The 13,654-nt window shown below is 46.5% G+C and carries 8 protein-coding genes and 1 pseudogene; 6 read left to right on the top strand and 3 right to left on the bottom strand.

The annotated features are described in order from the left end of the window. The first annotated feature begins 73 nt into the window (after positions 1 to 73). A pseudogene (gene pheA / locus PPIS_RS08515) lies at positions 74 to 1,228 on the top strand (prephenate dehydratase). Between the two features lie 99 nt (positions 1,229 to 1,327). Here pheA and PPIS_RS08520 read toward each other — a convergent pair. After that, positions 1,328 to 4,168: a discoidin domain-containing protein gene (locus tag PPIS_RS08520; RefSeq protein WP_010371089.1), complete on the bottom strand. Its 2,841-nt coding sequence runs from the start codon at positions 4,166 to 4,168 to the stop codon at positions 1,328 to 1,330. A 144-nt stretch (positions 4,169 to 4,312) separates the two neighbouring features. Continuing rightward, on the bottom strand, positions 4,313 to 7,297 hold the full coding sequence (locus PPIS_RS08525; protein ID WP_010371088.1) for a TonB-dependent receptor: 2,985 nt from the start codon (positions 7,295 to 7,297) through the stop codon (positions 4,313 to 4,315). A gap of 383 nt (positions 7,298 to 7,680) precedes the next feature. Between PPIS_RS08525 and PPIS_RS08530 the strand changes: the two genes are divergently transcribed. Together PPIS_RS08530 and PPIS_RS08535 are read left to right on the top strand one after the other, a co-directional pair. Then, positions 7,681 to 8,427 carry a copper homeostasis protein CutC gene (locus PPIS_RS08530; protein ID WP_010371087.1) on the top strand — a complete coding sequence of 249 codons (747 nt, stop codon included), beginning with the start codon at positions 7,681 to 7,683 and terminating at the stop codon, positions 8,425 to 8,427. After that, positions 8,424 to 9,284: a glucosamine kinase nucleotide-binding domain-containing protein gene (locus PPIS_RS08535; protein ID WP_010371086.1), complete on the top strand. Its 861-nt coding sequence runs from the start codon at positions 8,424 to 8,426 to the stop codon at positions 9,282 to 9,284. Before PPIS_RS08530 ends, PPIS_RS08535 begins: the two co-directional genes overlap by 4 nt. On the opposite strand, the gene PPIS_RS08540 is transcribed toward PPIS_RS08535, so the two are convergent. Next, positions 9,264 to 9,998: an AraC family transcriptional regulator gene (locus PPIS_RS08540; protein WP_010371085.1), complete on the bottom strand. Its 735-nt coding sequence runs from the start codon at positions 9,996 to 9,998 to the stop codon at positions 9,264 to 9,266. The two genes, PPIS_RS08535 and PPIS_RS08540, sit on opposite strands and share 21 nt — an antisense overlap. A 157-nt stretch (positions 9,999 to 10,155) precedes the next feature. Here PPIS_RS08540 and PPIS_RS08545 point away from each other — a divergent pair, with 157 nt between their 5' ends. From PPIS_RS08545 to PPIS_RS08555, 3 genes are read left to right on the top strand one after another with little or no spacing between them, the layout of a single operon-like run. Next, positions 10,156 to 11,316, top strand: coding sequence for a Gfo/Idh/MocA family protein (locus PPIS_RS08545; RefSeq protein WP_010371084.1), 1,161 nt, complete (start codon positions 10,156 to 10,158; stop codon positions 11,314 to 11,316). 7 nt (positions 11,317 to 11,323) lie between these two features. Then, on the top strand, positions 11,324 to 12,379 hold the full coding sequence (locus PPIS_RS08550) for a sugar phosphate isomerase/epimerase family protein (RefSeq protein ID WP_010371080.1): 1,056 nt from the start codon (positions 11,324 to 11,326) through the stop codon (positions 12,377 to 12,379). A gap of 14 nt (positions 12,380 to 12,393) precedes the next feature. Beyond that, positions 12,394 to 13,611: an MFS transporter gene (locus PPIS_RS08555; RefSeq protein ID WP_010371078.1), complete on the top strand. Its 1,218-nt coding sequence runs from the start codon at positions 12,394 to 12,396 to the stop codon at positions 13,609 to 13,611. Positions 13,612 to 13,654 lie beyond the last annotated feature (43 nt).

A 13,654-nucleotide genomic window follows, 5' to 3' on the forward strand; every position in this document is an offset into this window, starting at 1 on the left:
GCGAGTGAAAAAGAATAGCTAAGCCTCCCAACTTCGGGAGGCTTTTTTTTTGGCTAAATGGGAGTGAGGACCTATGACACAAAATACATTAGATGCCCTTAGGCATGACATCAATGAGATAGATTCGGAATTACTGATTTTACTGGCAAAGCGACGTCGCATTAGTCATGGTGTGCTGGAATATAAGATTGCCAACAACAAACCTATCCGTGATGAAGCACGTGAGCAGGCACTGCTGGAGAAACTGATCCGCTATGGTAAATCTCTGGGTCTTGATGCCTTTTATATAAACAGCGTTTTCCAAACTATCTTAGAAGACTCTGTATTAAACCAGCAAGCCATGCTGCAAAAGAACTTAAACCCCGATGCCGTAGGTGATACACACCGCGTTGCCTACTTGGGTGGACAAGGTTCTTATAGCCAGCTTGCTTGTCATAAATACTTCAGCCGTCGTCCCGGTAAGCTTGTGGAAATGGGTTGCCAAAGCTTTGAGCAAATCACCGAGCAGGTAGAGAAAGGCCAAGCGGACTTTGGTATTTTACCTATTGAAAATACCAGTTCAGGCAGTATCAACGAAGTATTCGATTTATTGCAACATGCACAAGTATCTATTGTAGGCGAAGTAACCCATACCGTAGAACATTGCCTCCTAGCATTACCAGATACAGAATTACAAGCCATCGACAAAATTTATGCGCACCCTCAACCTTTTGCCCAGTGCAGCCGTTTTATTCAAGGTCTGGGGGATATTCAGCATGAAACTTGCGACTCGACCTCTAGTGCATTAAAACAAGCAGCAGAGCACCCAAACAGTGCCGCGATTGGCTCGGCACAAGCTGGAAAGAATATGGGTCTAGAAGTGGTGAAATCTGGTCTTGCGAATCAGACCGAAAACCATAGCCGCTTTATTGTAGTAGCAAGAAAAGCACTTTAAGTGTCTACTCAAATCCCAACAAAAACTAGTTTAATTATGGCCACCAAACAGCAAGTAGGCTCACTTGCTGACGCGCTGATGGTATTTAAACAGCACAATATCAATATGGTTAAGCTAGAGTCACGCCCAGTACCTGGTAACCCTTGGGAAGAAGTCTTTTACGTAGATTTGCTTGCCAATATTGCAGACTCACAAGTCCAAGTAGCACTTGAAGAATTAAAAGATCATACCCAATTTGTACGCTTACTGGGCTGCTACCAAAGCGAGTCTTTGCAAGCCGTAGATGTGTTGTAATCATACTAAGTCACTCTCATAGAGACGAATAAAAAGCCAGAGCGCAAATTGCATTCTGGCTTTTTTGGTTGAGATTTGTTTAACCTTTGGATATTCAGGCTATTCGCTGCTAAGGCCAAGGAGCTCTATTTCTGAGATCTGTACTAGGCCATCGTTATTCGCATTTTTGCTAATATTTAGACGATAACTGCTATAGGCAAAAGCATTGGAGAAAGTAAACGCTCTTCGTTGTAAGCGCTCATCCCAGCTTTCCCCCACCCAAACCGCGACTTCTGTCCACGTCTCACCGCCATCATTAGAACCTAGCAACTGGAAGTTTTCGGGATCGCGTTCTGGTGCATCATTGGCACTGGTAATAGCCAAACCACTCACAATCTGTGGCGCAGTAAAATCGGCTTGGATCCAAGATGGTGATTCCTCTGTTGGCGGGCCTTGCCACTCATTGTGATCTAGCCATTTTGTCTCGGTATCATTATCAAACGCCTTTTGTTCACTTTCCGCATCTCCAATACGATTACGCGCGGTGAAGCTTGTTCCTGCCAAATCAGACAAATCTTCAAGTGCATACTGAGGTCCAGCGAGTTCAATTTCGGCTATTTGCACTAATCCATCATTATTCGCATTTTTACTGATAGACAAGCGATAATGTGAGTAAGCCAAGCCATTAGCAAACGCGAAGGCACGACGTTCAAAACGCGATTCAAACGATTCCCCTACCCAAGTATTTAATACTTGCCACACTTCCCCATCGTGAGATGCTAAAAGTTGGAAGTTTTCAGGGTCACGCTCCGGTGCATCATTGGCGCTAGTAATGTACAAAGTATTTACCGCTTGCGCTTGCGGCAAGCTAACTTGAACCCAAGCCGGATTTTCAACAGTGGGTGGCCCCTGCCAGTCGTTGTGATCGAGCCATTTAGTCTCAACATTTTTATCAAATGCTTGTGCTGCGCCCTCTGAATCACTAATACTAAAACGCGCCGAGTAACTCGCACCTTGTACTTGTGCATGATCTAATCCAGAGATTTCTGGGCCGATTAATTCAATCTCAGCAAGCTGCATCAGGCCATCATTATTTTTGTTCTTGGTTATCTCAAGACGATAGCTTTGGTATGGCAATTGATTCGCTACCGCAAAGCTTTGGCGCTCCCCTCGCGCTTCAAAAGACTCACCAACCCAATTGCTCAACCGCTGCCATGTAACACCATTATCGTTAGAGCCAAACAAAGCAAAGTTCTCAGGATCTCGCTCTGGTGCATCATTGGCACTCGTTATCGCAAGCTGATTAACCGCCACCGCATCATTAAAGTCTACTTGGATCCAAGAAGGCGCTTCAACGGTGGGCGGGCCTTGCCAATCATTATGATCTAGCCACTTAGTAGTTGGGTCGTTATCAAATGCCTTATCTTGGTTTTCCGCCTCACCGATACTGTTGCTTGCCGTGACCACAAACGTCTCAGTATCTGTATGGTCAACGCTCGGATAAACCGGACCAACAAATTGAATTTCTCCAATTTGCAGTAAGCCATCGTTATTTTTGTTCTTTGTCACTGCTATTCGGTAACTTGTATATTTTTGCGCATTACCAAATACAAAGCCTTGACGTTCAAAGCGCGCTTCAAACGACGCCCCAACCACATTACCCAAATTAACCCAACTCGCTCCCTCATCGTTAGAAGCTAATAAGGAGAAGTTTTCAGGGTCTCGCTCTGGGGCATCATTAGCACTGGTAATGTAAACACCGCTAATTGCTTGTTGAGTGGGAAAATCCACTTGGATCCAAGACGGCGCTTCCTCAGTAGGTGGCCCCTGCCAGTCATTGTGGTCAAGCCATTTAGTTTGTGGATCGCCATCAAATGCTTTGTCTGCACTCTCAGCATCACCAATAGCATTTCTTGCTGTGATAGTGGCACCTGATGTCACGACTTGCTGCATTGGTCCCGTGGATACCGGTTCATCAAATAATGGTAACGCTAAGTCCATAATACTATCGGCACTAAGATCTAGCTGCGCAGTTAATGGGTGAGCTTGAAGCGCGTTGTAAATTGGCAATCGAAGCGCTTCAAGTGCAACTTCATCACCGCCAAGTGCGGCGCTGAGATTACTAGCTGAGTCGCTTAAGACGCCTTGCAAAGAGCCTTGCTCGTCAAACTGTGCAAATGCGGCATTGAATAGAGAAAGCTTTTGCACACTTTCGGAAACATATGCCATCTCGCAACTTTGCTCATCAGAGTCAGAGGTTGTGCAAGTTTCCCCTAATTCAAAATTCGTTAATTGATCAGCGCTAACCACAGGTAACTCAAAAACATTGATATTCCCGGTTTGCCAGCCAAGGGCCCGAAGCAATAACGCAGACATCTCCACTTTTGCCAATGCCATTAATTCGGGAGTAGAGACATTACGCCCCTCAGCAATTTGCTGCTCTACCAGCATGGTTGCTAGTGTCGTCAAGGCGTTGATTTGTAAGGTAGCATCAGCACTGCCATCGGCATTTGAACCAAACGGCACGGCGACATGACTCAAGGTAGCCAAAGTCACACCAGCAATGTAATCGCCACTTACCTGCTCCCCAATTCCTACAGAACCACAGCGACTTGCATCACAGCGCATCTGCGAGCCTTCGCTCGTTGTGGCGGTCACTTTAATGGTGGAATTAATACCAAACCCGGCTTTACCCGTCAGTTCTATAAACAACTCCCCCGTTTGACTGGTTGCCGAGTTCTCATCCATCATCATGCTAGAGCCATTGAGCGCAGTCACCGAAATGCGGGCTTGGCTCAACGCGCCTTTGATCACTGAACCTGATACTTCTGCCGTCGTCACAGCGGGAGTTACTGGCACTTCTTCAACTTTTGGGTCATCACTCCCGCCGCCACATGCAGCCAATATACTGCTAACGGCAATGAGCGGGATCGCATTTCTTATTTTATTTAACGTTTTCATATTTATCCCTTCTTACATATCAACCAACTCGTGTGACCAGGCTGATATAAACGCACCACAAGCAGGTGATAAGCCGTGATATTGTTTCTCGTTGTGCTGACACGACTTCACCCTGTTTGCATTACTTTATGGTTATCGCCAAAGTTAAAATCGATAGGTGATCCCAGCATAGTAGCGCTGGCCGGTATAGCTGCTGCTGCGCAATCTCGCTTTAGAATCTTCACCATAAAAGGTTCTCGGTTCTTCTTTGGTTAGGTTGATCACAGACGCGGTTAGGATCAGGTTTTCCATCAAGTTATAAGAAGCGTTCACATCAACTTGTTGGTATGGTTCCTGATATACAGTGAGCCCGTCTGCAAGCCCCAAAGCGGTTTCTCCTCGGCGGTTATATGATGCTCTGACACTAAAGGTGTCATTCTCGTAATAGGCGGAGAAGTTAAATTGATTATCGGCACTGCCGACAAGTGCAGACTCACCGACCTTTTCACCGTCTACGCTAATGTCTGCCTGATTGGTATCGTTTAGGGTGTAGTTAACGTTGAGACCAAAGCCATTATCAAATGCATGTTGTGCAAACAGCTCTATTCCCCGAGAAGTCGCGTTTGTACCATTGGCGGTGGTGGTAAACGGCGTGACGGTAATATCACCCGGCGGCACAATTTCAACACCGGTAAAAGGGTTATTAAAGCCCTCAAACGGCCTTACTGAGGTAATAATCAAGGGCACGATAAAGTTATCTACGTCCTTGTTGAATACCGCAATGCCAACCGCAGATCCTTCGCCATAATAATACTCCGCAGATAAATCCATCTGTACCGATTCAAATGGTTTTAGCGCCTTGTTACCCCCTGAGCCACGCCATCCTGGCTCCACAGGGTTGCCTCTAAACTCGAGCCTGTCGTCTGCCCATTCTTGAGAGATAAAGGTCAGCTGCTCTGGCGCCCCCATGTCGTTGAATGGAGCTCGAGACATCGTTTTGGCGATAGCACCACGTATGACAAGATTGTCGCTGGCATCCCAGACAATGTTGAAACTAGGTAAAAATTGCGAGTCTGTTACGGTACGCACGGTGGTGGTTTCAACGTCAATGAGGCGCTCATCACCTAAGATATCCTCTTCGGTGACATCATCAATGTCATCTAAAAAGTAGTTAATTTTATCCGACGACATAATCTGCGTTTCAGTCTCGACATAGCGTACCCCGATGTTTCCTCTAAAATCTCCGAAAGAAAAATCAGCCTGTAGATAGGCGGCCATGATCTCTTCTTCTATGTCGAACACAAAATCAGGCTCACGGCGCGTGTGCTTAACATATTCACTGATCACGATTTCGCGGTATCGATCCCAATTGATCGTGGGCATCGCATTCACTTCAAAACCGCCTGGGATATTTTGTTCAGACGTTGCATTCAAAATATCTTCCAGTTTTGGCATACCACCAATCCACTGATAAGACACTTCATCAATGGCACCTTGACTGAACGGATCTAGCTCGCCACTGGCAATTCTGTCAGCCCCATCTTGAGTAATGAAGAAGGTGTTGTTGGTTTCGCGGTGCAGTGTCGCTTTACGATATTTAGCACCGACACGCAGCGTATCAACGATGCCGTACCCGACGCGATAATCAAGGTCTAACTGAGCATAGTCTTCTTCTAAGTCACTGACGACAAAGCTAGAACCAGTCGACCCCGGATCGGGATCGCCGGCAATACCAGCCTTAAGGTTAGACAGCAAAGCGGGATCGGCGTACAACGACACTCTGTCACCTAATCGCCATCCTGCAAATGAAGCGGCGTTTTCAACCAGTCCTGAGTCGCTGCGACTCGCAGGTTGGCCGCTTTTATACGCCGCGCTCCAAGATTCTGAAGGGCCACCGCTGGCCTCTGTGCGACCAAACTTACCGCGTAAATCATATAAATCACCAGCATATTCAAAAGCGAAGTCGTAGGTATCCGAAGTATCTTTTTCTACCGTATAACTCCCAATGATCCAGGGAAATTCAAGATTCCCTTCAGTGCCACCAGCGCCACTGGTGAAGTCCATGCCAGTCACAATCGTACCGGTTTCGTCTAGGGTAATACCGGTAAGATAATCTGGGTTGTACTTCCATTCTGGGATCCACATTTGTGACGTGGTGCGATTTTGCCCAAGCTCAAAATGAAAATGATTGAATGTTAAAGATAAATCATCTATTGGACGCCATTGAATGGTGGCTTGTAACCCCTGGCGTTCACGTTTTTCTTTGGTTACCCCAACACCTGCAACTTGCGGTGCCCAAACACCGTCATAGACGTTGCCATAAGCATCTTCTAACGCTGCAAATCGACGTGTACTATCGGCAATCACATTGCCCGCAGTGTCCGCAGCTGGCAAGTCTGAACTCGTTGCCCAACGCCAACCGCCACCGCCCGACATATCACCGCCTAAAGAGCGGTTAGTGCGGTCTTGTTTGGTATAACCAACTAGTAAGCCAAAGGTTTCTTCTTCGTTCTTCCAAGAATAAACGCCGCTAAAATTAGGCTCGTACTCTTTAGTCACATCAGCGTAGGTATATTCAACATTCAACGCCCCAGAATTAGCCTCCATATCCAGTGGTTTACGGCTGTGTAGAATAACCGTGCCGCCGACCCCACCTTCATCTAAACGCGCCTCAGAAGACTTAAACACTTCAACCGATTGCACCATGGTAGAAGGCAACAAAGAGTAACTAAAAGAGCGCGACGGCGAGCCCGGAGAAGAAGCGATAAAATTGCCGTTTAACTGCGTAAAAGTAAGATCAGAGGAAAGACCACGAATACTGACGTTTTCCCCTTCCCCGCCACTACGAGAAATCACCACACCGGGTACGCGTTGCAGTGAATCTGCCACATTTTTATCGGGAAACTTACCGATGTCTTCTGCTGTAATGGCATCCACAATCGCGTTTGATAAACGCTTAATCGCCAAGTTTTCGGCCATGGATGCGCGGATCCCGCGCACCTCAATCGTTTCGATTTCCTGCGCTTCCTCTTTTTCGGTTTCTTCAGCCATTGCCCAGTTAGTAGCTGATAACATAGCGAGGACCAGTGCAGACTTGCTAAATTGCCGTGACCTTCCTGTCACATGGCGTCTGTTATTATTATTGGCCATTCCTATCTCCAAGTTTTTATAATTTGTAAAGCCACGACGTCCCTTGCTGCTCCATGACGCATGACTTTGTGACGACCCTTTTTTGTTTCCCTATCGGGGTTAATGGTTTGTGAAACACTCGTTCAGAATAGGAGCGCTCTACAAAAAGTGATAATAGAATTTCGGTTTGCACTAAGACAAAATCGGCGTTTAGGTCAAAAAAAGATCCAATTTCAATTTCCTTGGTTTATAGTCTGATTAACATAAAAACTCATTATTAGTTTCTATATTAGGCAATTTAAAAACGTTCCAAACATGTGTAACCAAATGTTTTTGTTGAACTAATTAAATATTCAAAACCAAGCATTTTAAACTTTAAAATTATTCAACTTCAAGAGTGAAATATGAATTTGGCAAACTATTCAGGTAAAAACTTGGAAATATGCCTCAGCAGCGATAATCCTCATTTGTTGCAGCGAAATGCACAAATTGCTTTTGCATCTGGGGCAACAAGGATAGAACTCTGTGGTGTACTGAGTTGCGGTGGCTTGACCCCAAACCCGACGGCGATAGCTGCAGTTGCCCAGTATTTACCAAGCTTTGGCGAATGTATTGTGATGTTACGCCAAGCACCGCATTTTTCTATTGATGACACCATGCTATATCAGTTACAAAAAGGGATAGATGGCATTGCTTGCGCGGGTGCAACCGGTATTGCGCTTGGTTTTATCGACGACAATCAGAAGATAGCGGCTGACCATTGTAGAGCACTTATTGCCACGGCAAAATCCTTAGGCCTTTCTGTCACCTTTCATCGCGCTTTTGACGCCGCTGCAAACTGGCAGCAGGCAGCCGAGACGCTGCTAGAGTTAGGCGTTGAGCGGGTCTTAAGCGCCGGCAATACATGGCAAAGTGGTAAAGGCGCAGCGTTTGGTACCAGTCAGCTCATTGCCTTACTGAAAAAACTCAACGCTGAAATCGAAGTTGTGATCGGTGGAGGGGTCAACACGAAAAACGCAGCGGATCTTTGGCTTTTAAGTGAATTTGGTCCACTCTCTCTACATACTCACTCTGGCGTGCATCATGGCGATGAAGTTTGCCCAAGGCTAGTTAATGCAATACTCACCGGATCAGAAAAGGCAATACAATGACAGCATCGAAGCTATTTTTAGGGATTGATGGTGGCGGGACGAAATGTAAAGTCCGCCTCGAGGATCAACATGGACAGCTCCTTGCCGAGGCCACCAGCGGCCCTGCAAACATAGCAACATCAATACATCAGGCCCAAGAGTCAATGTTGAGCGCAACAATGACAGCGCTGACAAACGCAAAAATCCCCCACCACGATATTGCCAACATCAGTGCTTTTGCAGGACTTGCCGGCGCGAATGTCACGACGGCTTGTGAGGCGATGCAGCAATGGCGTTCCCCTTTTGCACGTTTTCAATTTTCAACCGATGCACACATTGCTTGCCTTGGTGCGCATCAACACGAAGATGGCGGTGTAATCATTCTCGGCACCGGATTTTGCGCGGGTCTGGTGATGCATGGACAATTTAGGGAGTTCGGTGGCCACGGATTATTACTCAGTGATGGTGCAAGTGGCAGTTGGATAGGTTTGAGTTTAGTGAAGCATGCCATCGAGGTGCTTGATACACTGTCCCCTAGCAGTCTGATGATTGAGTCGTTTTTGGCTGCTATGAATTGCCACAGTACCGAACAGCTAGTCAAACTCACGCTAAACGCCACTCCCCAGTATTTTGCCCAGTTTGCTCAACATGTTTTTGCCACGCCAAACGATCCCTATGCCGAGCAGATCTTAAGTAGCGCGGCACGGTTTATTGAGCGTTATGTCCGTCATTTGCAGAGCTTAGGGACACAGAAAGTCGCGCTAGTTGGAGGCATTGCTACGCCCATTCGTCCATGGTTAGCTGCCCAATACGCAGATGCGCTGGTGACACCAGCACTACCACCAGAAGTCGCTGCGTTAACGCTCGCTCGACGTTAACTCCTTACGTAATTGCGACGGGATTTCACCAAATAAACGACGAAACTGCTTGCTAAAATAACTTGGCTCTGAAAAGCCACACTGATAAGCGACTTGTGATACTGGTAAGCGTGTTTCGACCAATAATTTACGGGCATTTTCCAATCTCACTTCGTTGATAAATTGATTCGGGGTTTTGGCTAAATGCTTTTTAAATCTACGCTCCAGTGCGCTTACCGACAGGTGAGCAAGTTCCGCCAATTCTTCGATACAAATATGACGATGATAATGTGCCCGAATAAATTCAACGGGCGCTTCAATGGCTCTTACGTGAGATAACGCCTTTGACGTTTTCGCTAGATGTCGCGTAACACCATAAGTGCCCATAATCGCATTTTCGTCATCAAGTAACACTTTTTTTGACGTGGAAAACCATGCCAATTCCCCATTTGCGGTTTGGTTGAGTTCTAATCTATCCGTCACGATAGAGCCTTCCATCACTCGTTTATCATCGTTAACGTATTGGAATGCCAAGTGTTGCGGTGAAAAGTCAAAATCGGTTTTCAGTAAGATTTGATCTAGGGTTTTATAGCCCTGATGTTCAACAAAATGTTGGTTCGCATGCACTATTCTACTTTTTGTGTCTTTGACCCAAAAGAGAATGTCTGGGATCAGATCAAATGCTGCAATCAATTGATTTACGCCAGCTTTATTCAATATCGTTTGCTCTTCCATTACCCTATTTACCGCCTTTTTATAATTATAATAATTTATTTTAAACGCCGATTTTGTTGCATTGTCAACCGAATTTTTATTATCACTTTGGCGCCTCTGTTACCTATTATCAATAACATCAGATTAACTTACCTCGATAACTCGACGGAGCTAAACGATGGATAATAACAAAATCCGCATGGCCATGATCGGTGGTGGAGAAGGCGCTTTCATAGGTGCAGTGCACCGCATAGCCGCGCGTTTAGATGGTCAAATTGAACTCGTTGCAGGCGCATTTAGCGCCCAATCAAACAAAAGCCTAGCAATGGGCCAGCAACTCGGGCTTAACCCAGCGCGTTGCTATGCCAGCTACCAAGCACTCTTACAACAAGAGGCGGAATTACCAGAGTCGGAGCGCATCCACTTTGTTGCCATCGTGACCCCAAACCATTTGCATTTTCCGATTGCCACAGCCGCTATCGAACACGGCTTTCACGTTTTGAGTGACAAGCCAGCCACGCTCAATTTATCTGAGGCCCTGCGTCTACAAACACAGCTTCAGAAGAGCAATTGCTTGTACGGATTAACACACACCTATACCGGCTACCCGATGGTGAAAGAGGCGCGCCACCGCATCGCAAACGGCGAACTTGGCAAAATACGCAAAGTCGTCGTTGAATACAGTCAAGGATGGCTTGCAAGTGCTGATGATGAAAACAGCAAGCAAGCAAGCTGGCGACTAGATGCAAGCAAGTCTGGCGTGAGTTGTTGTATGGGCGATATCGGTGTACATGCAGCAAACCTTGCCGAATATGTGAGTGGCTTGGAGATAAAGGCGCTTTGCGCGGATTTAAATATGGTCGTGCCCGGCCGACAACTCGACGATGACGGTACCGTGTTACTGCGCTTTGGCAACGGTGCAAAGGGCGTGTTGATGGCAAGCCAAATAGCACTTGGCGAAGAAAATAATCTCACCTTAAAAATCTATGGTGACAAAGCCAGTATCGAATGGTCGCAAATGGAGCCTAATAGTTTGTGGTTACGCGAGGCAAATGCTCCAGCTCAGTTGATCCGCACAGGAGTGGGTTCACTTAGCCAAGCAGCCGTTAGCGCAACTCGTGTGCCAGCTGGTCACCCTGAGGGATATCTGGAAGCATTTGCAAATATCTACCTTAACTTCGCCAGCCTTATTCGTGCGCATCAGCAACAACCCGATGTGCAACACGAAGAATTTGACGTGCCAAGTATTAGCGCTGCAGTCCGTGGCATGGCATTTATTGAAAACGCGGTCGCAGCTAGTGCAAAAGACACTAAGTGGCACCCCTTTACTATTGGATAAAATAAGAATGAAGCAAATTAAAGGACCCGCTATTTTTCTCGCGCAGTTTGTCTCGGACGAGGCGCCATTTAACAATTTTAATAGTATTTGCCAGTGGGCAAGTAACCTAGGTTATAAAGGTATTCAGCTACCAAGTTGGGAACAGCGACTGTTTGATCTGCAAAAAGCCGCTGAAAGCCAAGATTATTGCGACGAGATCACTGGTATTGCCGCAGAGCATGGCCTTACTATTTCAGAGCTATCAACCCATTTGCAGGGTCAATTAGTGGCGGTGCACCCAGCTTATGATCAAATGTTCGACGGCTTTGCACCAGCAAAAGTGCATGGCTCTCCTAAGGCTCGTATGGAGTGGGCAACTGAGCAACTAATGCTAGCTGCCAGTGCCAGTGCTAAGCTCGGGCTGACCAGTCACGCAAGCTTTTCTGGTGCCTTGCTCTGGCATACCTTTTACCCCTGGCCACAACGTCCAAATGGCTTGGTGGAACAAGGGTTTGAGGAGCTCGCAAAACGCTGGTTGCCTATTTTGAACCGCTTTGACGAGGTTGGCGTGGATGTGTGCTATGAGCTTCATCCAGGTGAAGATCTACACGATGGCGTGACTTTTGAACGCTTTTTAGCGGCGACGAATAATCACCCGCGTGCCAATATTCTTTACGATCCAAGTCACTTTGTCTTACAGCAATTGGACTACTTAGCGTTTATCGACATCTACCATGAACGTATCAAAGCGTTTCATGTAAAAGATGCCGAATTTATCCCCAATGGCCGCTGCGGTGTTTACGGCGGATACCAAGGATGGCAACAACGGCCAGGGCGGTTCCGTTCATTAGGTGATGGACAGGTCGACTTTAAGAAAATATTTAGTAAGTTAACACAGTACGGTTTTGATGGTTGGGCTGTATTGGAATGGGAATGCTGTATTAAGCACCCTGAAGATGGGGCCAAAGAAGGTGCCGAATTTATCAAACAGCACTTGATAAGACCAACCGAAAAAGCCTTCGATGATTTTGCAGGAAGTAGCACCGATACCGAACGCAATAATCAAATCCTCGGCATAAAATAAACAGGACTACGACCATGAATAATAATAATCATAATCGGACCGTGTTTCAGCTCTGTTGCCTTGCACTGGTCGTCACATCAATGACGTTCGCTATTCGCGCAGGCATTTTGGGGCAATTAGGTGAGCAGTTTGGACTCTCAGATACAGAACTTGGTTGGGTTAACGCCATGGCATTTCTGGGCTTTCCCGTCGCAACCATGTTAGGTGGCGCAATCTACAACGCCATTGGCGCTAAAAAGTTAGTTGCCCTCGCCTTTATCTGCCACTTTGCTGGGTTGGTTTTAACCATTACCGCTGACGGTTTTTGGTTACTGCTGATCTCGACGTTTTTAATCGGCTTTGCGAATGGTTCAGTGGAAGCTGGCTGTAATCCACTGATTGCCGAAATGTATCCAAAAAACACCACGACCATGCTCAACCGATTCCATGTCTGGTTTCCAGGCGGCATTGTGATTGGTGCGCTGGCATCGAATGCCATGACTGCATCGGGCTTTAATTGGCAATGGCAAGTTGCTTTGATACTAATTCCAACGCTGATTTACGGTGCGATGATGATCAAGTCACAGTTTCCTGAATTTGACCGCACAGATCATTCTACCACCAGCAATCTCAAGCACCTGTTTTCTCCACTCTACCTATTTTTAATTTGCTGTATGACCTTAACAGCAACAACCGAACTTGGTACGCAACAGTGGATTGAACGCATACTGGGTGCGTCTGGCGCCTCACCTATGATGATCCTCGCGCTGATCACAGGCTTAATGGCATTAGGTCGCTTCTTTGCCGGTCCAATAGTCCATCGCTTTAACCCAACAGGCGTGTTACTCGGCTCTGCAGTACTGGCAACCGCGGGTATTTTCATGATGAGCCAAGCACAAGGATCAGCAATCTACTTGGCTGCAATATTATTTGCCTTGGGTGTCACTTATTTTTGGCCAACCATGCTGGGCTGCGTTGCTGAATACACCCCAAAAACAGGCGCACTTGGCATGTCTTTAATGGGCGGCGCAGGGATGTTTGCTGTCAGCATGTGGAATCCAGTAATTGGTAGTTGGATTGATTCGGCGCGACTCGAAGCCCAAGCAGCAAACTTAACTGCGCAGCAATCAGAACTAGTTGCAGGTCAAGCGGTGCTTGAAAATATCCTGTTATTCCCAGCTATTCTCATTGCCGCTTTTATCGGCCTTTACCTTTATATCAATAAAAATAAACGCGTTGAGAAATACGCGTAATACCCTTTGTATTAAGTAGCAACAAGTAAAAAGTGAACAGACG

Origin of the sequence: Pseudoalteromonas piscicida (genome assembly GCF_000238315.3) — a bacterium.
GTDB lineage: Bacteria > Pseudomonadota > Gammaproteobacteria > Enterobacterales > Alteromonadaceae > Pseudoalteromonas > Pseudoalteromonas piscicida.